The sequence below is a fragment of the Pseudofrankia asymbiotica genome (assembly GCF_001983105.1).
In the GTDB taxonomy this organism is placed as follows: domain Bacteria; phylum Actinomycetota; class Actinomycetes; order Frankiales; family Frankiaceae; genus Pseudofrankia; species Pseudofrankia asymbiotica.
In genome coordinates, this window is sequence record NZ_MOMC01000022.1 from 128,264 (window position 1) to 153,087 (window position 24,824).

Annotated in this window: 21 protein-coding genes; 3 read left to right on the plus strand and 18 right to left on the minus strand. The window is 71.6% G+C overall.

Annotated features, from left to right (window positions below):
* Nucleotides 1–161 precede the first annotated feature (161 nt).
* The 10 genes from BL253_RS12225 to BL253_RS12270 form a co-directional block, all read right to left on the minus strand.
* A complete protein-coding gene (locus BL253_RS12225; protein WP_076816453.1) occupies nucleotides 162–1,454 on the minus strand; it encodes an ABC transporter substrate-binding protein in 1,293 nt (430 codons plus the stop codon).
* A 301-nt stretch (nucleotides 1,455–1,755) separates the two neighbouring features.
* The gene (locus BL253_RS12230; protein WP_076816455.1) at nucleotides 1,756–3,072 is read right to left on the minus strand and encodes an ABC transporter substrate-binding protein; all 1,317 of its coding nucleotides are present in this window, start codon (nucleotides 3,070–3,072) and stop codon (nucleotides 1,756–1,758) included.
* A 368-nt stretch (nucleotides 3,073–3,440) separates the two neighbouring features.
* Nucleotides 3,441–4,418 carry an NADPH:quinone oxidoreductase family protein gene (locus tag BL253_RS12235; RefSeq protein ID WP_076816457.1) on the minus strand — a complete coding sequence of 326 codons (978 nt, stop codon included), beginning with the start codon at nucleotides 4,416–4,418 and terminating at the stop codon, nucleotides 3,441–3,443.
* Between the two features lies 1 nt (nucleotide 4,419).
* Nucleotides 4,420–5,415: a phosphotransferase family protein gene (locus tag BL253_RS12240; RefSeq protein WP_076816585.1), complete on the minus strand. Its 996-nt coding sequence runs from the start codon at nucleotides 5,413–5,415 to the stop codon at nucleotides 4,420–4,422.
* Between the two features lie 47 nt (nucleotides 5,416–5,462).
* Nucleotides 5,463–6,764 carry an acyl-CoA dehydrogenase family protein gene (locus BL253_RS12245; RefSeq protein WP_076816459.1) on the minus strand — a complete coding sequence of 434 codons (1,302 nt, stop codon included), beginning with the start codon at nucleotides 6,762–6,764 and terminating at the stop codon, nucleotides 5,463–5,465.
* Between the two features lie 106 nt (nucleotides 6,765–6,870).
* On the minus strand, nucleotides 6,871–7,938 hold the full coding sequence (locus BL253_RS12250; protein ID WP_076816460.1) for a DUF2889 domain-containing protein: 1,068 nt from the start codon (nucleotides 7,936–7,938) through the stop codon (nucleotides 6,871–6,873).
* Nucleotides 7,939–7,979: 41 nt separating this feature from the next.
* A complete protein-coding gene (locus BL253_RS12255; RefSeq protein ID WP_076816462.1) occupies nucleotides 7,980–9,332 on the minus strand; it encodes an alpha/beta hydrolase domain-containing protein in 1,353 nt (450 codons plus the stop codon).
* Nucleotides 9,329–9,805, minus strand: a complete 477-nt coding sequence (locus BL253_RS12260) for a VOC family protein (RefSeq protein WP_081438253.1) — start codon at nucleotides 9,803–9,805, stop codon at nucleotides 9,329–9,331. The genes BL253_RS12255 and BL253_RS12260 overlap by 4 nt, the downstream gene beginning before the upstream one ends.
* Nucleotides 9,802–10,755 carry a zinc-dependent alcohol dehydrogenase gene (locus BL253_RS12265; protein ID WP_076816464.1) on the minus strand — a complete coding sequence of 318 codons (954 nt, stop codon included), beginning with the start codon at nucleotides 10,753–10,755 and terminating at the stop codon, nucleotides 9,802–9,804. Before BL253_RS12265 ends, BL253_RS12260 begins: the two co-directional genes overlap by 4 nt.
* Entirely contained in the window at nucleotides 10,752–11,546 is a 795-nt protein-coding gene (locus BL253_RS12270) for a TetR/AcrR family transcriptional regulator (protein WP_076816465.1), read from the minus strand. Before BL253_RS12270 ends, BL253_RS12265 begins: the two co-directional genes overlap by 4 nt.
* 137 nt (nucleotides 11,547–11,683) lie before the next feature.
* Between BL253_RS12270 and BL253_RS12275 the strand changes: the two genes are divergently transcribed.
* A complete protein-coding gene (locus BL253_RS12275; RefSeq protein ID WP_076816588.1) occupies nucleotides 11,684–13,285 on the plus strand; it encodes an MFS transporter in 1,602 nt (533 codons plus the stop codon).
* A gap of 423 nt (nucleotides 13,286–13,708) precedes the next feature.
* Here BL253_RS12275 and BL253_RS12280 read toward each other — a convergent pair whose 3' ends face one another.
* Both BL253_RS12280 and BL253_RS12285 read right to left on the minus strand, forming a co-directional pair.
* The gene (locus BL253_RS12280; RefSeq protein WP_076816590.1) at nucleotides 13,709–14,998 is read right to left on the minus strand and encodes an acyl-CoA dehydrogenase family protein; all 1,290 of its coding nucleotides are present in this window, start codon (nucleotides 14,996–14,998) and stop codon (nucleotides 13,709–13,711) included.
* Nucleotides 14,999–15,048: 50 nt separating this feature from the next.
* Nucleotides 15,049–16,194 (minus strand): acyl-CoA dehydrogenase family protein, encoded by a 1,146-nt coding sequence (locus tag BL253_RS12285; protein ID WP_076816467.1) that lies wholly within the window; start codon nucleotides 16,192–16,194, stop codon nucleotides 15,049–15,051.
* 149 nt (nucleotides 16,195–16,343) lie between these two features.
* On the opposite strand from BL253_RS12285, the gene BL253_RS12290 reads away from it, so the two are divergent.
* Together BL253_RS12290 and BL253_RS12295 are read left to right on the plus strand one after the other, a co-directional pair.
* Nucleotides 16,344–17,090 (plus strand): SDR family NAD(P)-dependent oxidoreductase, encoded by a 747-nt coding sequence (locus BL253_RS12290; RefSeq protein ID WP_076816592.1) that lies wholly within the window; start codon nucleotides 16,344–16,346, stop codon nucleotides 17,088–17,090.
* 52 nt (nucleotides 17,091–17,142) lie between these two features.
* On the plus strand, nucleotides 17,143–17,577 hold the full coding sequence (locus BL253_RS12295; protein WP_076816469.1) for a nuclear transport factor 2 family protein: 435 nt from the start codon (nucleotides 17,143–17,145) through the stop codon (nucleotides 17,575–17,577).
* Nucleotides 17,578–17,627: 50 nt separating this feature from the next.
* Here BL253_RS12295 and BL253_RS12300 read toward each other — a convergent pair whose 3' ends face one another.
* The 6 genes from BL253_RS12300 to BL253_RS12325 all read right to left on the minus strand — a co-directional run bounded on the left by BL253_RS12300 (nucleotide 17,628) and on the right by BL253_RS12325 (nucleotide 24,711).
* A complete protein-coding gene (locus BL253_RS12300) occupies nucleotides 17,628–18,395 on the minus strand; it encodes an SDR family NAD(P)-dependent oxidoreductase (RefSeq protein WP_076816470.1) in 768 nt (255 codons plus the stop codon).
* 75 nt (nucleotides 18,396–18,470) lie between these two features.
* Nucleotides 18,471–19,490: a phosphotransferase family protein gene (locus BL253_RS12305; protein WP_076816593.1), complete on the minus strand. Its 1,020-nt coding sequence runs from the start codon at nucleotides 19,488–19,490 to the stop codon at nucleotides 18,471–18,473.
* Nucleotides 19,487–20,680 (minus strand): acyl-CoA dehydrogenase family protein, encoded by a 1,194-nt coding sequence (locus BL253_RS12310; protein ID WP_076816472.1) that lies wholly within the window; start codon nucleotides 20,678–20,680, stop codon nucleotides 19,487–19,489. The genes BL253_RS12305 and BL253_RS12310 overlap by 4 nt, the downstream gene beginning before the upstream one ends.
* Before the next feature lie 20 nt (nucleotides 20,681–20,700).
* Nucleotides 20,701–21,876: an acyl-CoA dehydrogenase family protein gene (locus BL253_RS12315; protein WP_076816474.1), complete on the minus strand. Its 1,176-nt coding sequence runs from the start codon at nucleotides 21,874–21,876 to the stop codon at nucleotides 20,701–20,703.
* Nucleotides 21,860–22,894: an acyl-CoA dehydrogenase family protein gene (locus BL253_RS12320; RefSeq protein WP_076816475.1), complete on the minus strand. Its 1,035-nt coding sequence runs from the start codon at nucleotides 22,892–22,894 to the stop codon at nucleotides 21,860–21,862. Before BL253_RS12320 ends, BL253_RS12315 begins: the two co-directional genes overlap by 17 nt.
* Before the next feature lie 140 nt (nucleotides 22,895–23,034).
* Complete coding sequence (locus BL253_RS12325) at nucleotides 23,035–24,711, minus strand: class I adenylate-forming enzyme family protein (protein WP_076816477.1); 1,677 nt, start codon at nucleotides 24,709–24,711, stop codon at nucleotides 23,035–23,037.
* Between the last annotated feature and the right edge of the window lie 113 nt (nucleotides 24,712–24,824).

Genomic DNA, 24,824 nt, shown 5'->3' on the forward strand with positions numbered 1-24,824 from the left:
GTCAGGGCCAGGGCGACCTATTCTCTTGTCTACGTCAATAGTAGTGAGCGGGTGCTCAACACTCCTTCGGTGCGCCGGAAGGTGCCGGCATCCCGAAGGCTGGGCACGGAACGTCGTTGGTCAACCCCACCGGGGGGCTGGCCGGGTTGCCTCTGAGGCCGTCAGGGCTGCTGGTTCAGGGCGGCCATCTGCTCCGGGCTGATGACGTTTCCGCACATGGCCGCGTCGCTGGTCGGCACGAACTCCGAGCCGTCGGTGCTGACCTTGATGGCGTAGTAGCAGGTCGAGGTCTGGCGGAAGTTCGTGGACAGATCGTTGGTGGCGTCGGGGGTCATGCCCGCRCCGTCATAGTCCTTCACGGCGCGCAGCCCGCTGACGAAGGACTCCCGGGTGGGGCATTTCCCGGCGGCCGTGAGGCCACGGATGAAAAGATCAGCGGAGATCCAGCCGTCGACGGCCATGTCCTGGGTAGGTGGCTGGATCTCGGGGGCGTAGTCGCTCATCGCCTGCTCGAACTTCTGCTGGCCGGGAGTGTTCAGCTCGAAGGGCTGAATGGCGGTGAAGATGGAGGCTCCGGCGAGCGCGCGGCCGAACTGGTCGAGGTTGCTGTTGTCATAGCCCAGGGGCAGCTGGGCGACCTTGAGGCTGCCGCCGAAGGAGACGCCGACCTTGGCGAGCTCGGGGAGCAGCTTGGCGGCCGCGTCCGGGAGCAGGACGCCGGAGAGGGCGTCGATGTTGTTCGCCTTGATCTGCTGGGCGACGGCCGCCCAGCTGGTGATCTCACCGGTGTAGAACATCTTGACGACCTTGACGTCGTTGGCCTTCAGGCTCGCCACGATCTGCTGGGTGAAGTCCCCGTTCGTGGCGTTCGTGTCGATCGCGAAGACCGCCGCGCGGGTGCCGCCCTGGTCATGGACGTACTTGCCCCAGGTGGTGCTGGAGCCGTCGCCGAGATACACCCAGGAGAACATGTTGTTCATCCCCAGCCAGACAGGGTCGCTGGCCAGGCCCGTGACGGGGATGTTGCGTTCCTGCAGGAGCTTGGCTGACTGGGTGCCAGCCCCGGGCGCGTAGATGAGCCCGAAGATCTTCTCCTGGTCGAGGAGCTCCTGGACGGCGCTCAGGTTGAGCTGCTGGTCGGCCTGGTCGTCACGCCAGGCGTAGGTGATCCTGCGGCCGTAGACGCCGCCGTCCTCCTCGTTGGCGACGTGGAGGCGGGCGTCCACGCCGGCCCGGAACGAGCGCATGGTGTCCGCCGCCGGCCCGGTGTCGCTCCAGACCATCCCGGCCTTGATCCCGGTGGACGTGATGCCGGGTGTCGTGGTCGAGCAGGCCCCTCCCGCCCCCTCCGCGGGCGACTGGTCACCGCAGGCGACCAGTGACGCGGCCAGACCGCTGGCACTCACCGCGAGCGCTGCCACTCTCACTAATCGAGTTCTGACTGGCGACCTCATGCCGCTGCTCCTTCGACGTGTCGCGACGGTGCCCGCCCGGATGGGCAGGCGTCCGTCGTGCAGGGGAGGGCCGCACACCGACGCAGCCGCGGTCTCACGCCGACGGAGGGGGATCCGGCGCGGCGGTGCGTCGGTTCGGGCAGGGCTGGCCCTTCCTATCGACGCCGATAGTAGTGAACTCTTTATTCAGATGAGACGTGGCGAGGGTATTTGCTCGATCGCCGAGCCGATGCGTGGAATTTTCTGGTCCTGCCCGCCGGCCGCGCGCGGAGTGACCGGCTGGTGGGCGGCCCCGACCGTGTCAGGGCTGCTGGTTGAGGGCGTTCATCTGCTCCTGGCTGATCGCGGCGCCGCATTCAGGCTGGCTTCCCGACTGGAACCTGTTCCCATCCTGGCTGACCTTGATGGCGTAGTAGCAGACCGAGATATCCCGGTAGTTCGTTGACAGGTCGTTGGTGTTCTGTGGGGTCATTCCAGCGCCGTCGTAGTCCTTGACCGCGCGCAGGCCGGAGATGAACGACTCCCTGGTCGGGCACGTCCCGGCGGCCCGTAGGCCGCGGATGAACAGGTCAGCCGAGAGCCAGCCGTCGACCGCGCTGTCCTGCGTCGGCGGCTGGGTCTCCGGGGAGTAGTTGTTCATCGCGTCCCTGAACGTCCGCTGCCCTGGGGTGTTGACCTCGAAGGGCTTGACGGACGTGAAGATCGACACGCCGGCGAGCGACTGTCCGTACGCCGCCAGGCTGCTGCCGTCGTAGCCCAGCGGCATCAGCACGACCTTGAGGCCGCCGCCGAGGGTCACGCCGATCCCGCGAAGCTCGGTCAGCAGGCTCGCCGCGGCGTCGGGGAGCAGGACGCCACCGATGGCGTCGATGCGCTCCGCCTTGATCTGCTGCGCGATGCTCCGGTAGTCGGTCATCGCGCCGCCGGACTGGAACGTCCTGACGATCTGGATGCCGTTGGCCTTCAGGCTCGCCACGTACTGGTGGTTGAAGTTGTTGTTCGACGCGCTCGTGCCGACGACGAACACGCCCGCGCGGGTGCCGCCCTGGTCGTGGATGTACTTGCCCCACGTGGTCGCGGAACCGGTGCCCAGGTAGAACCACGAGAACATGTTGTTCTTGTCGAGCCAGCTTGGGTCGCTCGCCAGTCCCATGACGGGAATCTTCTGCTGGCCGAGCCAGTCCACCGAGGCGGCACCGCTCGCGCTGGGCATCGCGATCATCCCGAACACGTGCTCGTTGTTGACGAGGTCCTGGGTGCCACTCAGGTTGAGCACCTGGTCTGCCTGGTCGTCCCRCCAGGCGTAGGTGAGTGTGCGGCCGAAGACGCCGCCCTCCTCCTCGTTGACGCTCCCGAAACGGGCGTCCACGCCTGCCCGGAAGGCGCGCATGCTGGTCGCGGACGGGCCTGTGTCGCTCCAGATCATGCCGGCCTTGACCTGGGTGGACGTGATTCCCGGTACCGAGGACTCGCAGCCCGCGCCGGCGGATGCGCTGCCGCCCGAGCCGCCGCAGGCGGCCAGACCGGCGGCCAGGCTGCTGGCGCCGACCGCCAGCGCGGTGGCCCGCAGTGCCCGTCGGCGAACCCGCGGCGCCCGCCGGCGAAGAGGTAACGACATCGCGGAAAATCTCCTCTGGCGATAATGTCGGCCGCCCGGCCTTGTGGGCCTCGCGCCCGTCATCGTGAAGGCCCGGCGCCGATCGCGGCGTTCCACGTGTCATGGCGAAGAGCGCGGCGACGTTCTGCCGCGGTCCCGGTCTCCATTTGGCATCGATATCGATGCCAATGCTATCGACCACGCCGTCTGGCAGCAGAAAGGGGGCGCCCGGCGAATGCCGCGCGCCCCCATCCCGTCACGGGCAGTCGCCCGCGTAATGAATATGCACCTGATGTCACCGGGCCTGGCATCTGTCACCGGGCCTGGCATCACGGAACGGTTCGGACCGTGACGTCAACAAAGGCCGGCCCGGCCGCCGCGGGTGTTGTTCAGGGTGCGACGTCGAGGACGACCTTGCCGATCGCCCTGCCGTCGGCGACGAAACGCAGCGCGCCGGCCGTGTCGTCGAGCGCGAACACCGCGCCGATGTGCGGGCGAACCCTCCCCGAGGCGAGCAGCTCCGTGAGCTCCCGGTCGTCGCGGGCGAGCTCGTCCGGCCGGTGGGTGGCGAAGTCGCGCATCTGGAATCCCATGATGTGCGCGCCCTTGAGCAGCACGAGGTTCAGCGGGATCCGCGGGATGGTCCCCGAGGCGTAGCCGACGGTCACGAAACGCCCGTCGAAGCGCAGCGCCCGCAGCGCCGCCTCCGAGAGGTCCCCGCCGACCATGTCGACGACGACGTCGACGCCTTCCGGGTGCGCCACCTTCAGCGCCTTCCGCAGGTCCTCGGCCTCGTTGTTGATCAGGGTCGTCGCGCCGTTCGCCGCGGCGGCCTCGAGCTTGTCCGACGAGTTCGCGACCGCCGTCACCTCGGCGCCCAGGGCTACGGCCAGCTGGACGGCCGCGAGGCCGACGCCGCCGCCGGCGCCGAGCACCACGACCCGGTGGCCCGGCTCGACGCCGGCCGTCGAGCGCAGCACGTGGTACGCCGTGCGGTGCCCGACGGAGAAGGCCGCCGCCGACCGGTCGTCCACCCCGTCCGGGACGGGGTGGAGCGAGCTCGCGGGGCACACGACCTGCTGCGCGAAGGCGCCGACGAACAGCGTCCCCGCCACCCGGTCGCCGGGGGCGAGCCCGGTGACCCCGTCGCCGACCTCCTCGACGATGCCGGCGAACTCGCTGCCTGGCGTGAAGGGCAGGGGCGCCGGCACCTGGTAGGTGTTCGCGATGATGAGCACGTCGGGGAAGTTGACCGCCGCCGCCCGGACGCCGACCCGGACCTGGCCCGGGCCTACCGGCGGAGTGTCGATCTCCTTGACCTGGACGACATTGGGCGCGCCGTACTCCGCGCACACGGCGGCCAGCACGTCAGCCCCCCGTGTAGCGGTAGTCGGTGGTCGAGGCGAACTCGGCCGCCTCCTTCATGGACTTCTCGATGACCGGCCCGAACGCGAGCAGCTTCGGGTCGCTGCCGGCGCGCTGGAAGCCCTGCTCCAGGACAATCGCCATCTTCCACCGGGCCAGGATGAGGTAGTAGTCAAGGTCGTCGACCTGGCGACCGGAAACCTTGGCGTAGTGCTCGACGATCTGGTCGCGGGTGGGCATGCCCTGCAGGTCGACGTAGCCCGACGTGGGGGCCGAGGTGTCGTCCGGCCAGTTCATGATCATCCAGGCCAGGTCCAGCTTCGGGTCACCGACGGTGCCCATCTCCCAGTCGACCAGCGCTGCCAGCTTCGCCGGGACCTCGTTCTTGAACATGACGTTGGCGAACTGGTAGTCGCCGTGCATCAGGCCGGGGATGTAGTCGAGCGGACGGTGGTTGCGCAGCCACTCGGTGACCGTGTCCATGCCCTCGAGCTCACGGGCCTTGATCCGGTTGAAGAAACGCAGCCAGCGGTCGACCTGGCGGTCGTGGAAGCCGTCCGGGCGGCCCAGGGTCTGCAGGCCCTTGGCCTGCCAGTCGACCTTCGACAGCAACGCGATGCCCTCGGCCAGTTGGTAACCCAGGCCCTTACGCAGCTCCAGGTCGCTGTTGAACGGCTCCGGCCACTTCCGGTCCTTCATGCTCATCGGCGACCAGCCGTCGACGAATCCCATGAGGTAGAAGGTGCGACCGAGCACCGAGTGGTCCTCGCAGACCGCGACCGCCGAGGTGTGCGGCACGTCGGTGCCGTCGAGCGCCTCGATGATCCGCCACTCCCGCACGATGCCGCTGTCCCGATCGGCCGGCGCGTTCGCCGGTGGGATCCGGATGACGCATTGGAAGTCGCCGCGGGTCAGCAGGTAGATCTCGTTCTGCGTGCCCCCGGAGAGGAACTTGTGCTCCAGCGGAACGCCCGCGCCGGGCAGCCCCTGGGCGTCCATCCAGGCGGCGAGCTTGTCGAAGTCGAGCGTGGTCTCGGGTTCGCCACTCACAGGTTTCCCACCTCGTGCTCGATGAAGTCGGCGTACTTGGCGCGAGCGGCGTCCAGCTTGCCGGGGATCCACTCGGTGGGCCACATGCCGTCGGTCGGCTTGTAGTCGCGCAGGACCTGCTTGGCGACGGTCATCTTGTGGACCTCGGTCGGCCCGTCGGCCAGGCCCATCACGGCCGCGCCATGGATGTACCGGAAGAAGGGCATCTCGTTCGTGGTACCGAGCGCGCCGTGGATCTGCATCGCCCGCCAGGCGATGTCATGCAGGATCGTCGGCATGACGATCTTGGCGGTGGCGATGTCCTTGCGGACCCGCTTGTAGTCCTGGTACTTGTCGATCTCCCAGGCGACGTACATGACGAGCAGCCGGAACTGCAGCAGCTGCGCGTACGAATCGGCGACGAAGCCCTGGACGAACTGCTTGTCGGCGAGCTTGCTGCCGGCCGAGGTGCGCGACAGCGCCCGCTCGCAGGTCATGTCCAGCAGTTTCTGGGCCTGGCCGATGGTGCGCATCGCGTGGTGGATGCGGCCGCCGCCGAGCCGGGTCTGGGCGATGGCGAACGCCTGGCCCTCGCCGCCGAGCAGCGCCGACTCGGGTACCCGCACGTCCTCGTAGTGGATGAGCGCGTGGAAGCCCTCGTCCAGCGGCTCACCGTACAGACCGACGTTCCGGACGATGTTGATGCCCGGGGTGTCGGCCGGCACCAGGAACATCGACATGCCGCGGTAGGCGCTCACGTCGGGGTTCGTGACCACCATGACGATGAAGAAGCTCGCCGTCTTGGCGTTYGACGAGAAGTACTTCCACCCGTTGATGATCCACTCGTCGCCCTCCTTGTGGGCGCGACAGGTGAACTGCGTCGGGTCCGCGCCGCCCTGCGGCTCGGTCATCGAGTAGCTGGAGAACATCTCGCCGTCGAGCAGCGGCTGGAGGTACCTCGCCTTCTGCTCCGGCGTGCCGTAGTGCGCGATGATCTCCGCGTTGCCGGTGTCCGGCGCCTGGCACCCGAACACGATCGGCGCCCACGAGGAGCGGCCGAGGATCTCGTTGAGCAGCCCCAACTTCTGCTGCCCGAAGCCCTGGCCACCGAGCTCCGGGCTCAGGTGGGTCGCCCAGAGCCCCTGGTCGCGGACCCGCTGCTTGAGCGGGTCGATGAGCTCCCGGCGCTTGCCTTCCAGGGGAACGAACTGCAGATCGGGGAACGCCAGGTCGAGCGGCTCGACCTCGTTCCGGACGAACTCGTCGGCCCAGTCCAGCTTCTTCTGGTACTCGGGATCGGTCTCGAAGTCCCACGCCATCGGTGTGCCCTTCCTCGTCGTCCCCGGCAGAATACGATTCTGGCATTACCGAACACAAGTAGGGATCTTCGGAACGGCGGTCGGAACGAAGATCCTCGGTCAGGTCTCAGGGAGCGGTCTCGCCGGGCAGCCGGGCGAGAAGCGCGCCGACGTCCTCCAGCGAGCGCAGCGTGTCGTTGAGGTGCGTACACGTCGTGACCCCGGTGAACGAGTCCCGCACCTCGCGGCGCAGCCCGTCCGGGCGCTGGCCCACCAGGCGGCCCGCACTGGCCAGCGCCAGGGGGCACTCCGGCCAGGGCAGCGCGCCGAACTCCGCCGTGCACGACGTGAACGTCGTCGTCGCCGGGTCGAGCGTCGCGTGCACGGTGTACTCGTGCACGGCCGTCTCGACGCCGTCCGGGTCGACATGGCTGTCGCGGAAGAAGCACTCGACGCGCGCCTCGGCGCCGTCACGCCAGACGTCGAGCCGGCGGCGGCGCCGCATCCCGTGCGCCGGTAGCGGGGCCACCTCGTGCCAGCCCCGCGGGTCGTCGCCCTCGATCGGCGGCACCGGCGGGCCGAACGGGGCCGGCACCCGCCCGGTGGCCTCGATCCCCTGGATGATCGTGCCGCCGGCGACCCAGCCGGCGCACAGGTCCGGGTACTGCGAGGCCATCCCCTGCCGCCACTGCGGGAACGGCCCGGGCTCCACCCACTGGGTGGCATAGCCGCTGACCAGCACCGCCGTCGGCAGGTCGTCGAGCAGCTGGAACCGGACCGAGTGGCTCGCGCGCTCGTCGGGCAGGGCGGCGTGGACCGCCTGCCGGAAACCCGACGCCGCCCGCACGCCGACGAGCGCCGCGAGCCGGGGCTCGCCCGGGTCGGAGCCGATCCGGGTGATCTCCCGGCGGGGAAAATCGATCTCGGCGTCGAGGCGGGCCGCGTCCAGCACGGTCAGGGCGCCGTCGGCCTCGACGCGCACGTCCCGGCCGCGCGCGTCGAGCGTCACCGGACCGGACAGGCCGGAATGCCCCTGGAGCTCGGAGGGCCTCTCGACCCCGGAGCGCCGCAGCGAGTCGTGCGTCGTCGTCCGGCGCACCAGCCCGGGCCGTGGCGGCGGCGTCGAGAGAGCCGGGCCGGTGGGCGACGCCGGGCCGGTCATCGCGCGGCCGTTCGGCTGGGCTGACGTGCTCATGCGCGGATCACTCCTCGCTCGACGGGGCCTGAAGCCAGCGGCTACGAGATCCGGTCGGGCTGGGCGTAGGCGAGGAGGGCCTCGCGGTCCTCGGCCAGGGCGAAGCCGTCGGCGACGAGCCGGTCGACGGCGGCGGTGTAACGCGCCAGGTAGTGCGCGCGCGACGGGTGGAGCTCCGCGACCCGGGCGGCCGGCAGCGCGGTCGTCGAGCCGAACAGCTGGCAGATCACCGACGGGTTCGGGCCGGGGACGCCGGACAGCACGTCGACCGGCACGTCGACCGGTGGTGTGCGGATCCCGCCGAGCGCGATGCCGTCGCGGTCGCGGACGATCTCGCCGCCCGCGGTCTCGATCCGGGGCGACGCGGCGGGCGGGGTGCCGTCGCGCGCCCACGTCTCCAGCGCGCGCAGCGCCGCCTTGACGACGACGTGCATCGGGGCGTCGTTGACGTCGACGCCGCAGCCGAGCAGGTCGGCGAACGGGCCGACGGTGTGCTGGTCGGCGTGGGCGGCGCCGGCGACCTCCCACGTGCGGACGCGCTCGAGGTCGTCCTGGCGGGAGCCGAGGGAGTGCAGCACCTGGTTCAGGTCGCCCTCGGCCTGGACGATGAGCACCGGGGTGCCGGTGTCCTCCCGGACGAGCGCCGGGCTGGTCGCGGTCAACGCGTGCAGGCCCGCCGGCTCGCCTGGCGCGGCCAGGTTCAGCGCGCCCAGCCCCCGGCTGTGCAGCAGGTAGCCGTCGAACAGCCCGCGGACGAGCGGCTCGACCCCGTTGACGTAGGTGACCATCGCGTAGGCGGACTGCGACTGGCCGGCGGCCAGCACGAGCCGTGGGGTGAGACCGCCGAGCAACGTTCCGTCGCGCACCGAGCGGGCCGTCTGGGTGAACACGTCGAACGCGAAGCCGTCGCCGGGGTGGACGAGCGAGCCGTAGCGTTCCGGGTCGGTGCCCACGAGCCCCGGCGCGTCGGCGCCCTCGACGGGCGAGGCGAGCACGGGGCCGCCCGCGACGCCGATGAGCTGGGCCGACACGCCGACCCAGGCGTGGCCGCGGCGGGTGATCTCCTCGTGGTTGCTCGCCCAGACGACGTCGGCGTCGTGGCCGGAGCTGACGTTGAGCCACTCGACGACCGCGGTGCCGCTGAAGCGCTCGGCCGTCGCCGGGCGGCGTACGACGACCCGGGTGCGGTACGGCGCCGTGCCGGCGGGCTCGAACGCCCAGCGGCCGTCGGCGGTGAGCTCGCCGGCGGCGCGGTAGGCGGTCGCCGTCCCGGCCGCGGCGAGCTCGCGCTCGACGTAGCCGACGGCGGCGACGTCGGCCGGCACCGGCGAGGCGAGCATGACCCCGTTGCCGCCGGTCAGCTCGACCAGCTCGGTGGGCGCCGCCAGGCTCACGCCGGACGCCGGCTGTGCGCCCAGTACTGCTCCAGCCCCGGCTTGATGCTGCGGCTCACCAGCTCGATCCGCGGGCCGTCGGCGCCCCGGTGGTACGCCCAGTAGGGCTGCCCGTCCGGGCCGATGCCGGCTACCTCCAACGGCATCCCCTGCGCGGCGAGCGCCGCCGAGTCGGCCGGCACGTCGTCCGACCAGTAGCCGAGGTGGTGCACACCCGAGTCGGCCGGCACCCAGACGGTCCCGGGAATGGGGCGGATGACCTCGAGGCGGGGCTCGTTCACCGAGTAGGAGAAGCGCGTCGTGATGGTGGTGTCCACCGGGCCGTCAGGGGTGATGATCCGTACCGCCACGTCGTTCACGAGCTCGTCGCACCATTCGAAACCGAACAGCTCCGTGAGGCGCTTCAGGGTGCCCTCGAAGTCCTCGACGATGACCCCGGCGTGGAACTGGTCCTCGGGCCGCAGCGTCGTCACAGCTCCACCACCACTCGGATAGCGCCCGTCGTCTTGTCGCCCGCCACCCGGAACGCCTCGACGGCGTCCTCGAGCGGGAACCGGTGCGTGATCAGCGTCCTGGGAATTTCGGGGTTCTCCGCGAGCATCGCCGCGACCTCCGCCAGCTCGGTCACGCTACCGCCCGCGCCGTCGTCGTGCGTGCAGTAGCCCACCGACGGGATGACGCGGGCCTCCAGGTGGAACAGGGTGCTCCAGGCGATCTCGACCGGGCCCTGGTGGGTGGCGACCGAGACCACGGTCCCGCGCGGGCCGACGAGGTCGACCGCGCGGGCGAGGCTCTCCTTGGTGCCGGCGGCGTCGAGCACGACGTCGTAGTGGCCGTCCGCGCCGATCCGCGCGCCCAGGCGCTCACCAGCCTCGGACTGGTGACGGTGGCGCGACTCGAGCGCGACGTCGGTGGCGCCGAGCCTGCGGGCGCCGGCCACGGCCAGCAGGCCCAGAGCGCCAGCGCCGACGACCGCCACGCTGGTGTCCTTGCCGGTGCCCGCGAGGCGCAGCGCGTGCCAGGAGACGGCGGCCGGCTCCGCGAGGGAGGCGTCCGCGACGGCGAGCCCGTCGGGGACCGGCACGAGCCGGTGGCTCGGGGCGCGGAACTGCTCTGCCATGCCGCCGTCGGTGTTGGCGCCGAGGGCGCGTTTGAAGTGGGCCGGGCAGAGGTTGTAGCGGCCGATCTGGCACTGGTCGCACGTGCCGCAGCTGAACACCGCCTCGACGATGGCCGCCGTACCGTCGGCGCGGACTCCGGCGAGCTCGTGGCCGACGACCTGACTCAGGCCGTATCTGAGGTACATGAGGTCCGAGCTGCAGATGCTCGCGGATCTCATCGTCAGCAGCTCGTCGCCCTCACCTGGCGGCGAGTCGAGATCGACGACGGACACGGCGCCGTCCGCCGAACGGACAGCCTTCATGAGTGTGCTCCCTGATTGGGCTGGGGAATCGGTGGCTGGGCTGCCCGCAGGCAGAAGGCGGTGATCTGGTCGGACTCGGCGTCGGTGGGCTCGGCCTGYCGCCACAGGAAGTCCGACAACGCGCCGAAGGCGGCGTACGAGGCCAGCGTCGCGTCCAGCTCGGGATGCGCGCTGCCCAGCGCGGCGAACGGCGGGCGCAGCAGTACCGACATCGCCCCGGCGCCCGGGTGCAGGCCGGGGGTCGCGTTCCTGGTGCTGCTCCCGTTCCACATCACTGCCAGCGTCGACGCGGCCACCTCGCCCCTGGCCTGCCCGAGCACCGCCTCCACCCAGCGGCGCACCTGGCCCGCGGGAGTCGGCTCCTTGCTCATCTGATGGGCGGCGTAGCTGGCCAGTCGCTCGCTTCCGTCCTCGATCAGCGCGGTGACCAGAGCGTCCTTGGACGGGAAATGGCGGTAGAACGCGTCGTTGGACAGCCCCGCCGCGGCGACGATGTCGGCGACCCGGGGCCGTGATGAGATGCCGTTGCGGCGGATCACCTCGAGGCCGGCGTCGAGCAGCCGGCGCACCTCGTTGGTATAACCGGCGGTGCGCGCTGCGAGTGTGCGCGCCGCCGTGCGCGCGGCGACGTCGCCGGTCGGCTGGGGCTGGGTGTCCGGCGCCGTCGAGGGCGTGCCGGCCGGTACGGCCGCCTGCGTGCCGCCGGGTACGGCCGCCTGCGTGCCGCCAGGTGCGTCGGGAGGCGGGTTGCCCGGCGTCGCCGCCAGGACGCGATCTGCGTTCTGCGTCATCAGAATCGAATTCTGGCACGTCGGGTGGGCGAAGTCACCTCATGTCCAGGACGGCGGCGCTTGGGATTCCCTGATGTGCGTGATACACATGATATGCATTCTGCATATCTGGGATGCAGCATCAGCGGGGAGAACTCATGAGCGCCAGCAAGGCCATCGCCGCCCCTGCCCCGGCCAGCGTCGCGGGCCGGCCGGCACGGGCGAACACCCTCATCGCGGTCCTCGCGGCCGCGGGCACCGCGATGTCGCTGATGCAGACACTGATGGTGCCGCTGATCCCGAAGCTGCCCACACTGCTGCACACCTCGTCCTCCAACGCCTTCTGGGCGATCACCGCCACCCTGCTCGTCGGGGCGATCGCCAACCCGCTGTTCGGCCGTCTCGGCGACCTGTTCGGCAAGCGGCGGCTGCTGCTGGTCGCCCTCGGCACCCAGACGGTCGGCGCGCTGATCTGCGCGCTGAGCTCGTCCATCCTGCCGATGGTGGTCGGCCGCGGGCTGCAGGGCGTCGGCTTCGCCACCATCCCGCTCGGCGTGAGCATCCTGCGCGACCTGCTGCCGCCCAAGCGGATGGTCTCCGCGATGGCGGTCATGAGCTCCTCGCTCGGCGTCGGCGGCGCGCTCGGCCTGCCGATCGGCGCCGTGGTCGCGCAGAACGCCGACTGGCACGTGCTGTTCTGGGGCTCCGCCGGGATCGGCCTGCTGCTGGGCGTCCTGGTCGCCGTCCTGGTCCCCGAGTCGCCGGTGCGCGGTGTCGGCGGGTTCGACGTGCCGGGCACGGTCCTGCTGTCGATCGGTCTGGTCGGCGTGCTGCTCGCCGTGTCCAAGGGCGGCGACTGGGGCTGGGGGAGCCCCGCGACGCTGGGCCTGCTCGCCGGTGGCGTCGTCGTCCTGCTCGCCTGGGGCGCGTTCGAGCTGCGCGTCGACAGCCCGCTGATCGACCTGCGCACGATGGGCCGCCGTCCGGTGTTGCTCACCAACATCGCCTCCGTGGCGCTGGGCTTCGGGATGTACGCGCAGTCGCTGATCGCCCCGCAGCTGATGCAGCTGCCGAAGGCCACGGGCTACGGCCTCGGGCAGTCGCTGCTCGGCACCGGCCTGTGGATGGCGCCGGCGGGGCTCGCGATGATGATCGTCTCGCCGTTCGCCGGCCGGTTGATCGCCGTGCGCGGCCCGCGGGTCGCGCTGGCCGGCGGCGCGGTCGTCGTGGCCGGCGGATATGTCCTGGCGCTCCCGCTGATGGGCAGCCCCGGCGGCGTGCTCGCGTTCTGCGCCGTGATCAGCGCCGGTGTCGGCCTCGCGTACGCGGCGATGCCCACCCTGATCATGCGGTCGGTGCCGGCCGAGGAGGGCGCGGCCGCGAACGGCCTGAACACGCTGATGCGCTCGATCGGCACGTCGGTCGCCAGCGCGGTGCTGGGCACGTTGATGTCGAGCATGACGACCACAATCGGCTCGACGGTGGTCCCATCGGAGAACGGCCTACGGATCGGCCTGCTGGTCGGCGGCGGCGCGGCGCTGGCGAGCTGCCTCATCGCCCTCGCCCTCCCGCGCCGGACCGCGGACGCCGCCCCAGCCCCGGCTGTCCCCGCCGTCCCCACCCCGGCTGTCCCCGCCGTCCCCGCCAGGCCGGCGGTGGCCACGCCCGCGGCGGCCATGCCCGCCCCTCGGGGCCCGTTCGAGCCGGCGGCGGAGCGGAGGGTCGCCGAGCGCGTCGCGACCGTCCCCGCCACCGACTAGTGATCAGGGCCGGCCTGGCCCGGCCACGTGCGCCCAGGAAGGTCACCGGCGGTTGGTACCGCGGGAGACCGTCAGTGATCTGGTGGGATTTTCGGAGCTCTGGCGCCGAGGATCCCACCAGATCGTGGCCCGATGAAACTCCGAGACTCTGGCGCCGACGGACCCACGGCCACACTCATCCGTCCATGGGTTCTGGGGCCCAGGAGACCGGGATCCACCCCACAAGCCATGGCCAGATCCGATGAGGGGCTTGGGTAAATTCGGTTCCTCGCTCTGGCGCCGAGGATCCCACCAGATCATGAGCCAGACCATGATCTGGTGGGATCCTCGGTCCCCGCGATCGACGATCGCGGGGCTTCTCCTTGGGACAGCCCGTTTGGACAGCCCGCGCCTCGGCTGGGGGCGAACGTCGGCGGCCTGGTCCTAGCTGTTGCGGGCACCACGGGGGACGTCGCGGAACGCCAGCCCCCGGTCGAGCGCCGCCTCGCGGGGCATGCCGAGAACCCGCTCGCTGATGACGTTGCGGGCCATCTCGGTGGTGCCGCCGCCGATCGTCGCGGTCTGGCGCATCAGGAAGTCCTGGCCGACGTCGAACACGGCGCCGTCACCCTCCACCCAGGCCGCGCCCCGGTCGCCGACGATGTCGAACGCGTTGGTCATGTGCTGGGTCGCGGTGATGCCGGCGAACAGCCGCGCGATCGCCGCCGACTGGTCCGACAGCCTGCCGGTCGTCATGCCGGCGGCGAGCCGCGGCTGCAGCGCGCTCCCGACCAGGTCCAGCACCCGGCTCTCGCCGATCAGGTCCCGCACCACCGGGTCCTCGAGCCGGCCGGCGTCGCGGGCGATGTCGAGCAGCCAGTCGGGCCCGATCCGGTGGTGCGCGCTGGTACCGGGGCTGGTGACGTACGGCGAGTTGCTGGCCATCCGCTCGTGGAACATCCAGCGGGTGCCGACCGTCCAGCCGTCGTCGACGGCGCCGATCCGATCGGAGTCGGGGACCCGGACGTCGGTCATGAACTCCTGGCAGAACTCCTTGAGGCCGTTGAGCATCTCGATGCGCTGCACGTCGACGCCGTGGGCGGTGAGCGGCAGGATGAAGACGGTGAGGCCGCGGTGCTTGGGGACGTCCCAGTTCGTCCGGGCCAGGCACAGGGCCCAGTCGGACCACCAGGCGCCGGTCGTCCAGATCTTCGAGCCGTTGAGCAGCCAGTCGTCGCCGTCGCGGACCGCCGAGGTGAGCGCGGCGGCCACGTCCGAGCCGCTGGACGGCTCGGACAGGAACTGCATCCAGATCTCCTCGCCCTTCAGCATGGCGGGGATGTGGGCGAGCTTCTGCTCCTCGGTGCCGAACTCCAACAGCACCGCCGCGCACGGCGTCAGCGTCGGCACCTGGATGCGCTGCGGGTACTCGTAGCCCTCGATCTCCTCGTTGAACGCCAGCTGGTGGGCGCGGGTGAGGCCCAGGCCGCCGTACTCGGGCGGGAAGCAGATGCCGGCGAGGCCGTTGTCGAAGAGCATCCGCTGCACCTTCCGCTCCCGGGCGGCGGCGGCCAGCTCCTCCTCGTCGGTCCGCGTCACCCGCAGGATGCCGACCTCCTCGTGCACCTCCAGCGGCCGCAGGTTGGCGCGGATCCAGACGCGCGCCCTGGCCCGGAAGTCCTCGACGCTCTCGCCCGCGGCGGCGCCTGTACGTGTGGCGTCGGCTGTACTGATGGCCGAGCCTGCGGCGTCACTGATGGCCGAGCCTGCGGCGTCGGACGTGCTCACGCGAGCTCCTTGAGGTTCTCGAAGATGCCGGTGACGCGGGCCCGGTGGCTCGCCGGGTTGCCGTGCAGCGCGCGGTTCAGCGTGACCCGGCGCAGGTAGAAGTGCAGGTCGTGCTCGAAGGTCATGCCGATGCCGCCGTGGATCTGGACGCAGTCCTGGACCAGCTCGGCGCCGTAGTCGCCGATGTAGGCCTTCGCGGCGCTGACCAGCTCGGCCGCCTCGGGCGCGCCGGCGTCGACCGCGGCCGTCGCCCGGTCGGTGATCGCGTGCGACGCCTCCAGCCACATCTTCATGTCGGCGAACCGGTGCTTGAGCTCCTGGTAGGACGCGAGCGGCCGGCCGAACGAGTATCGCTCGAACGCCCACTTCACGGTCAGGTCGAACGCGGTCTGCATCGCGCCGACGCTCTCCGCGCAGCTCAGCGCCAGCGCGGCCTGGAACTGGCGCTCCACCTGCTCGCCGACCTCGCCGAACTCGCCGACGACGGCCGCGGCGGGCAGCCGGACCCCCTCGAACTGGACGACCCCGAACCGGCGGGTGAGATCGGCGGAGCGCATCGGGGTGACGGTCATCCCGGCGGCGTCGGCCGGTACCAGCACCTGGGCGAAGCCGGCGGTGCCGGCGACCCGCGCGGTGACGAGGATGTGCGCGGCCCGCGCCGCGGACTCGACCGGGCGGGCGGTGCCGTCGAGGACGACGCCGCCGCCGTCGGCGCGGACCTGGACCGTCACGCCCGCCGGCTCCCCGGGCACCCCGGGCTCGCCGAGCGCGCAGGTGGCCAGCGACATGCCGGACAGGACGGCGTCCAGCGTCTCCGCGTGCGCGTCGCCGCCCCAGGCCGACAGCGCCAGCGCGACGACGTTGGCCGCGGCGAGCGGCCCGGGGGCGGCCCGGGCGCCGAACTCGTGGGCGAGGATCGACAGGTCGACGAGCGGGGAGCCGCTGATCGAGCCGCCGCCGTGCTCCTCGCGCGTGAGCAGCGAGGTCCAGCCGAGCTCCGCGCCGGCGCTCCAGTAGCCGGACGGGAAGCCGGCCGGGTCGTCGCGCAGGCGGCGGATCACGTCCGGAGGCACCCGGTCCGCGAGGAACCGCGCGGTCGCCTCCCGGAAGACCTCCTGATCAGGGGTCAGCTCCAACAACATGTTTCGTCTACCTCGATCCGCTCGTCCGGCCACGACGGTCCTGAGCAGGATCGCCGCTGGCCTCCATCCCACATTCGCGGTTTGTCGACTTCGACGTCAAACTTCGGCCAACGGGTGCGCCCCGCGCGTTCGTGAGATACAACACGGCCATGGCGGGACGGTTCACGGAGAAGGTGGCGCTCGTCACCGGCGCCGGGTCGGGCATGGGCCGCGCGATCACCATCCGGCTCGCCGCCGAGGGCGCCTCGGTGTTGGCGGTCGACATCGACGAGGCCAGTCTGGCCGAGACGAAGGCGCTGGTCAGCGGGACCGTCTCGGTTCGGACCGTCGACGTCGCGGACCCGCCGGCGTGCGCGGAGGCCGTCGCGGCGGCTGTCTCCGAGTTCGGGCGCCTCGACGTGCTGGGCAACGTCGCCGGGATCTACCTGCCCGCGCACACGACCGAGACGTCGATCGAGCTGTACCGGCGGACGCTGGCGGTGAACCTCGACGGGCCGTTCTTCCTGTCCCAGGCGGCCATCCCACACCTGCTGGCCGCCGGTGGCACGATCATCAACATCGCGTCCAACTCGGGGATCCAGGGCGTTCCATACTCGGCGGCGTACGCGGCGAGCAAGGGCGGCCTCATCCAGCTGACCAGGTCACTCGCGGTCGAGTTCATCAAGACGCCGCTGCGGGTGAACGCGATCGCGCCGGCCGGCACCCTGACCAACATCGCCAGGACCGTGAAGTTCCCCGAGGACCAGGACCCGGACCTGCGCCGCCGGATGGCCGGCTATCGCGGCATCGCCATGCCCGAGGAGATCGCGGCGCTGTTCGCCTTCCTCGCGTCGGGCGAGGCGAGGTCGATCACCGGCGCTGTCTACGCCGTCGACAACGGCCTGACCGTCAGCTGACCGATGGCTGGGAGGCCGGCGGCCGGTCTCGTGAAACCCGATAGGAGCATCGATGGACCTGCAGGCGCTCGCGGACAAGCTCGAGATCCAGGAGCAGCTGGCGCGGTATGCCCGCGGCGTGGACACGAACGACTTCGACCTGTGGAAGTCGGTGTTCACCCCCGAGGCGGTCATCGACTACACGTCGACGTCGAGCAGCCTGCCTGTCGGTAAGCGCGACGAGATGGCGGCCTGGCTCGCCAAGGGCATGGGCCCGATGCCGTGGAAGATCCACTACGTGACCAACGTGGAGATCGACCTCGACGGCGACCGGGCCAAGGTGATCGCCCAGTTCTACAACCCGATGCAGGTGCCGGGCCTGGCCGAGCCGAGCTTCTGCGGCGGCTACTACTTCCACGACTTCGTGCGCACGCCGGACGGCTGGAAGAGCGAGAAGCTCACCGAGGAGCTCGTCTGGTTCGTCAACAAGCCGGGCGGCGTGGACTGAGCGTGGACTGAGCATGGACTGAGCGCGGTCACGGCCAGGCGCGGCGCCGGTCAGTGTCCGCTCATGCCGCCGTCGACGGCCAGGGTGGTTCCGGTGATGAAGGAGGCGCCGGCGCCGGCCAGGAAGACGACGGCGGCGTCCAGCTCGTGCTGCTCGCCGAGCCGGCCCAGCGGGCTGGTGTTGGCGATGAACGTCATCAGCTGGTCCTTCGGGATGTCGGCGGTCATCTCGCTGGCGAAGTAGCCAGGCGCGATCGCGTTGACCCGGATTCCCTTGCGGCCGGACCACTGCTGTGACAGGTCGCGGGTCAGGCCGATCAGCCCGGCCTTGCTGGCGGCGTAGGCGGCCTGGGGGGCGTAGGACTTGATGAGCGCGAGAACGCTCGAGATGTTGATGATGCTCGAACCCGGTCGCATGACCCGCGCGCACGCCTGCGCGGCCCAGTACGCGCCGTTGAGATTGACGTCGATGACCTGGCGGAACTCGTCGGGCTTCTCGCGCAGGGCGGGTACCGCGGTGCCGATGCCGGCGTTGTTGACCAGGATGTCGATCTGGCCGAACTCGGCGACGGCCGCCTCGGCGAGGGCGGTGCACTGGTCGGGATCGCTGACGTCGGTGGCGACCGTGAGCGCGCGCCGGCCCGTCGCCCGTACCGCGTCCGCGACCTCGCCGAGCTTGTCGGCCCGGCGGGCGGCGACGACGACGTCGGCGCCGGCCTGGCCGAGCGCGCGGGCGAACCCGGCGCCGAGGCCGGAGCTCGCGCCGGTGACGACGGCGACCCGGCCGTCCAGCCGGAACAGGTCCAGAACATTGATCATGACTTGGCTGGTTCCTCGGTAGTCCTGATGTGACGGCTGCCGGCCGCGCGAAGAAAGATCATTCTTGCGCGCCCGTCAGCCCTTCAGCGCGCGCAGGCCGGCCGCGGCCAGCGGCGCCGTCGCCTCGCCGACCACCTCGAACCCGTCGCCGCGGGTCACACCCTGCAGGTACCGGGCGTGAATGCCTTCCGCGATGACCGCCGCCTTGAAGTAGCCGAGAGCGAGGTAGAACGAGAAGCCGCTCAGGTCCCGGCCGGTGAGGGTGGCGTAACGGTCGAGCAGCCCGTCCGCTCCCGGCAGGCGCGGACTGGTCGACGCCGCCGAGCCGGTGAGCACCGGGGCGAACGCCGGGTCCGAGTAGGCGAGGTGCAGGCCCAGGTCGGCGAGCGGGTCGCCGAGCGCGGCCATCTCCCAGTCCACCACCGCCCGGACGTCTGCCGGGTCGTCGGGGGAAAGGATGACGTTGTCGATGCGGAAGTCGCCATGCAGGATCGAGACGCCGGACTCCGCCGGCTGGATCGCGGCGAGCCGGGTGTGCAGGGTGTCGATGTCGGGCAGCGGCCGGGTGCCGACCCGTTGCCACTGGTCGTTCCACCGCCGGATCTGGCGGCCCAGATAGCCCCGCGGGCGGCCGAACGCCCCCAGTCCGACCGCCTCGGGGTCGAGGGCGTGCAGCCGGGCCAGCACGTCGATCAGCGCGTACGCGCAGCGGTCGATGTCGGCCTGGGGCAGGGCGTGCAGCTCGTCCTCGGTGCGGATGACCGGACCGGAGACGTACTCGACGAGGGCGAAGGGCACGCCCAGCGTCTCGCCCTCGTCGTGGGCGACGGCGCGGGGCACGGGGACGTCGGTCCCTGACAGCGCCGCCATCACGCGGTACTCGCGCAGCACGTCGTGCGCCGACGGGGTGAGCCCGCCCAGCGGCGGCCGGCGCAGCACCCAGCGCGTCGTCCCGTCGGTGAGCAGGTAGGTCAGGTTCGACCGGCCCCCGGTCAGGAGCCTGGCGTCCAGGTTGCCCTGGAATCCAGGCACCGCGACGGCGAGGAACCGCTCGAGCGCGGGAAGGTCGAGCCCTTCGACGGCGGTGGGGCTCATCGGGCCGCCGCCGTGGTGTGACGGCGCAGGACCCGGCGGGCGATGGCCCACCGGTGGGTCTCGGACGGGCCGTCGTAGATCCGGAACGGGCGCACCTCGCGCAGGAACCGGCCGAGCGGGATGTCCCCGGACACCCCGAGTGACCCGCAGATCTGCAGTGACCGGTCGACCACCCGCCAGATCGCCTCGGCGCAGAACGTCTTGGCGATCGCGGTGGACTGGGCGCCCGAGCGGCCCTGGTCCAGCTCCCAGCTCGCCTGGAGGATGAGGCCGCGGGCGGCGGCGATGTCGATCTCGCTGTCGGCGATCATCTGCTGCACCATGCCCAGCTCGCCGAGCCGGGAGCCGAACAGCTCCCGCTCGCCGGCCCGGCGGACCGCGATGTCGCGGGCGTGGTTGGCGATGCCCAGCCAGCGCATGCAGTGCGTCATCCGCGCCGGGCCGAGGCGGACCTGCGCGTAGCGGAAGCCCTCGTCGACCTCGCCGAGCACCGCGTCGGCGGGCACGTCGCAGTTGTCGAAGAGCACCTCGGCGTGACCGCCGTAGAGGGTCTCGTCGAGCGTCTCGATATGCCGCACGATCTTCATGCCGGGGTTGTCCGCGTCGACGAGGAACATCGTCGCGCCGCCCTCGTCCCCGGCGGCGCCCGAGGTGCGGGCCATGCAGATCGCGAACCCCGCGCCGTCGGCCCCGGTGATGAACCACTTGCGCCCGTTGATGCGCCACCCGCCGTCGACCCGCTCGGCCCGGGTGGCCAGCGCGCGGGGATCCGAGCCGGCTCCCGGGGCGGGTTCCGTCATCGCGAAGCAGGACCTGATCTCGCCGGCCGCCAGCGGGCGCAGGTAGCGCTCCTTCTGCGCGGGCGTCGCTATCAGCTCCAGCATGTGCATGTTGCCCTCGTCGGGCGCGGCGATGTTGAGGGCCAGCGGGCCGAGCAGGGCGTACCCGGCCTCCTCGAACACGGCGGCCCGGCCGCGCATGCCCAGCCCGTGGCCGCCGTACTCGGGGGCGACGTGCGGCGCGAACAGGCCCGCGCCGCGCGCCGCGTCCTGCAGCTCGCGGCGCACCGCCTCCGACGGCGTGGCGGCCGCGTGGCGTTGCTCGACCGGGAGCACCACCTCGCGGACGAACCGCGCGGTCCGCTCGGCCAGGTCCGCGACGGCGGGTTCAGGGGAGAGATCGATGGCCATGGGGCTCCTCAGGTGGCCGGCTAGGCGCGGGGCAGGCCGAGCACCCGCTCGGCGATGATGGTGCGCTGGATCTCCGAGGTGCCGCCGGCGATCGTCCCGGAGAACGTGCGGGCGTAGCGCTCGAACCATCCGCTGACGTAGGCCTCCAGGCTCAGGTGGGGCAGCCGGGCCGTGAGCGCCGGGTGGTCGAGSGCGTCGGCGCCCGCCGACTCGAACGCGGCCTCCGTGGCCGCCTGCGCCGCCTCGGACCCGAGCAGCTTCAGTACCGACAGGGCGGGCACGTCCTGCTCGCCGCGGGCCTCCTTCGCCAGCGCGGCGGAGCCCATCCACCGCAGGGCGTGGGCGTCCATGACGAGGGTCGCGTACCGGTCCTCGTCGAGCGCCGTGCGCGGGCGGAAGTCCGCCATCAGGTCCGCCAGCCGCTCGGCGAAGATCAGCCACAGCAGGGTGCGTTCGTGGCCCAGCGACCCGTGGGCGACCGCCCAGCCGCCGCCCAGCTTGCCGACCAGGTTCTCCGCCGGGACCCGGACGTTGTCGAAGAAGACCTCGTTGAAGTCCAGGTCGTCGGGGCTCGCGATCGAGCCGAAGGGCCGGCGGGTCACCCCGGGCGCGTCGGTGGGGATCAGCAGCACGCTGATGCCCTTGTGCTTGGGCGCGTCCGGGTCGGTGCGCACGAAGGTCAGGATGACGTCCGCGTCGTGGGCGCCCGACGTCCACACCTTCTGTCCGTTCACCACGAAGTGGTCGCCGTCGAGGACGGCCCGGGTGCGCAGGCCCGCGAGGTCGGAGCCCGCGCCCGGCTCGCTCATCCCGAGGGCGGCGGTGATCTCGGCCCGCAGGATCGGCACCGCCCAGCGGCGCTTCTGCTCGCCCGTGCCGAACGAGAGCAGCGAGGCCGCGATGATCCCGACACCCTGCGGGTTGAAGCTCTGCAGGATCCGCCTCTTCGACAGCTCCTCCAGATGGACGTACTGCTGCAGGATGCCGGCGTTGCGGCCGCCGAACTCGGGCGGGTTGCCGGGCAGCAGCCAGCCGGCGTCGAACTGCAGGCGTTGCCAGCGCCGGGCCCACTCCGGGATGTCGGCACTCGAGCGGGACGGGCGGTCGGCCTCGTCCGCGCTCGGGGCGTTCTCCTCGAGGAACGTCGCGAACTCGGCGCGGAACGCCTCGACGTCGTCGTCAAACGTGAGCTGCACGGTTCTCCACCCCCGCCGGAGCCCCTGCCGGAGCCAGGCCTTCCTTCGTGATCAGGGCCCGGTGCTCGTCGGCGCCGCCGAGGAACAGCTCGCCGGCCTTGGCCCGCTTCAGCGCGAACTGCAGGTCGTTCTCCCACGTGTAACCCATGCCGCCGAACAGCTGCAGGCCGTGGCGGAACACGACCGACTGGCATTCGCCGGCCGACGCCTTGGCCATCGAGGCCGCGAGCCGGCGCCGGGGGTCGTCCGCGGCGATGGTCAGCGCGGCGAAGTAGGCCAGGGCTCTGGCCCGCTCGATGGCCACGTGCATGTCGGTCGCCTTGTGCTTGACGGCCTGGAACGAGCCGATCGGGACGCCGAACTGCTGCCGGGTCCGCACGTGCTCGACCACCAGGTCCAGGACGCGCTGGCAGGCGCCGACCATGGTGATCGCCAGGCCGGTGAGCGCGTGGTGGCGTGCCCGCTCCGGGTCCGCGCCGGTCAGGGCGTCGCCGGTGACGCGGACGCCGGCCAGGGTCACCTCGCCGACGTGCAGCACGGGGTCGAAGACGGGGACGCGGCGCACCGTCGCGTCCGCCGCGGGGACGGCGAAGACGCCCTCGGCGGTGACGACGGCGAGCCAGTCGGCCCGGTCGCCGTCCAGCACGTGGCGCGCGGTCCCGTCGAGCACCCAGCCGTCGCCGTCGCGGCGGGCTGTGACGCCCTCGTGGACCGCGGTGCCGGACTCCCTGTGCCCGGCGACCCCCGGGGCCAGCGGGACGAACTGGGTCATCGTCGCCAGGTACGGAGTCGGGTCGGTGGCCCGGCCCAGCTCCTCCAGCACGATCGCCAGCTCGACCGTCTCGCTGGGGTCGACGAGCTGGGTCCAGCCCAGGTTGGTGTAGGTGCGCCACAGCTCACCCGTGTCCGCGCCCGCGTCGACGRCGCCGCGGACGAGCGCCGGCGTGCACTCCTTGGCCAGCACGTCACGGACGGTGCTGCGCCACAGCCGCTGGTCCTCGTCGAACTCAGACTGCATCCCGACCTCCGCAATTCCGGCCCCCGAAGCCGGACGCCGAGCCGATCAGGACATACGCCACCACGAGTCACCCTCCTACCGCACCGCGCTCTGGACGCGCGCAAGAACAGGACTTCCAACACATGCGGGGCAGGACGCGGTCAGTGCCGCTCGCTCAGCCGCGGTCCCTRCTGCTCGCGCAGCACCGCCCGCTGGATCTTCCCGGTCGCGGTCTTCGGCAGCGCCGGGATGACGACCACGCGCCGCGGACGCTTGTACGCCGCCAGGCGCTCCTTCGCGAAGGCGATGAGCTCGTCCTCGCTGGCCGCCGCGCCGGGGCGCAGCGACACGTAGGCGGCCACCAGCTCGCCGCGGTACTCGTCCGGCAAGCCGACCACCGCCGCCTCGAAGACCGCCGGATGTTCGTAGAGGACGTCCTCCACCTCGCGCGGCCAGACCTTGAACCCGGAGGTGTTGATCTGGTCCTTGATCCGGTCGACGAGGTAGATCCAGCCCTCGGCGTCCATCACGGCGACGTCGCCGGTGTGCAGCCGTCCGCCCGGTAACGCGTGCGCGGTCGCCTCGGGGTTCCGCCAGTAGCCGGGAACCACCTGCGGCGCGGTGAGGACGAGTTCTCCCTCGGCGCCGGGCGGCCGCGGCGCGCCCTCGGCGTCGATGATCTCGACCGTCACGTTCGGCGCCGGCACGCCGATGGAGAGCGTGCCGCTCGGCTGGTGGACGGGAGCGGTCGCGCCGGGCGGTACGGCGATACCGCCGCCCGTCGTCTCCGTCATGCCCCAGATGTTGTGCAGGTAGGGGCCGAAGCGGGCGCGGAACGCCTCGATCGTCGACGGCGGGATCGGCGCCCCACCGGAGAAGAGCAGCCTGATCGTCTGGAAGTGCTCGGGGCCGGCCTCCGCCACCTGGAAGAAGGCGTTGAAGGCGGTGATCGAGCCGATCGTCGTGGTCACCCCGTGCTCGCGGAAGGCGTCGAGGACGACCGCGGGCTCGAAGCGCCCGCTCATGCTGAGCGTGGCGTCGTTCAGCAGCGCGATGCCGGCGTTGAGCGAGAGGCCGGTGATGTGGAACAGCGGCGCGATGGCGAAGGAGACGTCACCGGGCGCGAGGCCCAGCCAGTCGCCGTAGTTCAGCACCGCGTGCAGGTAGTTGCGGTGGGTGTTCAGCGCGCCCTTCGGCGGGCCGGTGGTCCCCGACGTATAGGTGATGAACGCGGTGTCGTCGAGTCCCACTGTCACGAGCTCGGGGCGTTCCCCGTGGCGCGCGGCGAGGATCGCGCCGAGGTCGCCCTCCGGCGACGGCGCCGGCTCTACCGGGTCCGGGAAGGCGCGCGGGTCGTCGCGGGTCTGGAAGTCGCGTGACGACGCGGAGAGCACCCAGCCCACGGTGCCGCCGGCGAGTGTCTCGCGGACCTCGGCGTCCGTGCCCCGGGCCGCGATGACGCCGGAGGTTCCCGAGTCGTCGATCAGGCGCCGCAGCTCCCGCCCGCGGTACATCGGGTTGAGCGGGACCGCGACGGCGCCGGCCTTCCAGATCGCGAGCAGGCTGATCGGGTAGTAGGGCACGTTCTGCAGGTAGACGCCGACGCGGTCGCCCCGCCCGACGCCCCGGCTCTGGAGTTCGGCGGCCAGCGCGTCGGCGTGCGCGTCGAGCTCGGCCGCGGACAGCGACCCGTCGAAGTAGCGCACCGCCGCCCGCTCGGGGTTCGCGGTGACCCGGGCCCGCCAGGCCTCGACGACCGACCCATGGGTGATCTCCGGCGCGGGGTCGACCCGCGCCGGATACAGGGCCAGCCATGGCGGCAGGGGACCGGTCGGCATGGATCACGTCCTCGGTGAGGGGGAGCCCCGCCCGTGCGTCCGGCCCCGCGTGGCCGAAGAGGACGCACGGGCGGGGACGCGGGGTCAGGGTTGACGCGTCGGGCGCACGTTAC

Excerpts from the sequence above, each read along its gene's own strand:
- BL253_RS12275 (WP_076816588.1), top strand. The coding sequence starts at position 11,684 with ATGAGCGCCAGCAAGGCCATCGCCGCCCCTGCCCCGGCCAGCGTCGCG.
- BL253_RS12250 (WP_076816460.1), bottom strand. The coding sequence starts at position 7,938 with ATGAGCACGTCAGCCCAGCCGAACGGCCGCGCGATGACCGGCCCGGCG.
- BL253_RS12240 (WP_076816585.1), bottom strand. The coding sequence starts at position 5,415 with ATGGACGCCCAGGGGCTGCCCGGCGCGGGCGTTCCGCTGGAGCACAAG.
- BL253_RS12300 (WP_076816470.1), bottom strand. The coding sequence starts at position 18,395 with ATGATCAATGTTCTGGACCTGTTCCGGCTGGACGGCCGGGTCGCCGTC.
- BL253_RS12285 (WP_076816467.1), bottom strand. The coding sequence starts at position 16,194 with ATGTTGTTGGAGCTGACCCCTGATCAGGAGGTCTTCCGGGAGGCGACC.
- BL253_RS12305 (WP_076816593.1), bottom strand. The coding sequence starts at position 19,490 with ATGAGCCCCACCGCCGTCGAAGGGCTCGACCTTCCCGCGCTCGAGCGG.
- BL253_RS12310 (WP_076816472.1), bottom strand. The coding sequence starts at position 20,680 with ATGGCCATCGATCTCTCCCCTGAACCCGCCGTCGCGGACCTGGCCGAG.
- BL253_RS12295 (WP_076816469.1), top strand. The coding sequence starts at position 17,143 with ATGGACCTGCAGGCGCTCGCGGACAAGCTCGAGATCCAGGAGCAGCTG.
- BL253_RS12290 (WP_076816592.1), top strand. The coding sequence starts at position 16,344 with ATGGCGGGACGGTTCACGGAGAAGGTGGCGCTCGTCACCGGCGCCGGG.
- BL253_RS12265 (WP_076816464.1), bottom strand. The coding sequence starts at position 10,755 with ATGAAGGCTGTCCGTTCGGCGGACGGCGCCGTGTCCGTCGTCGATCTC.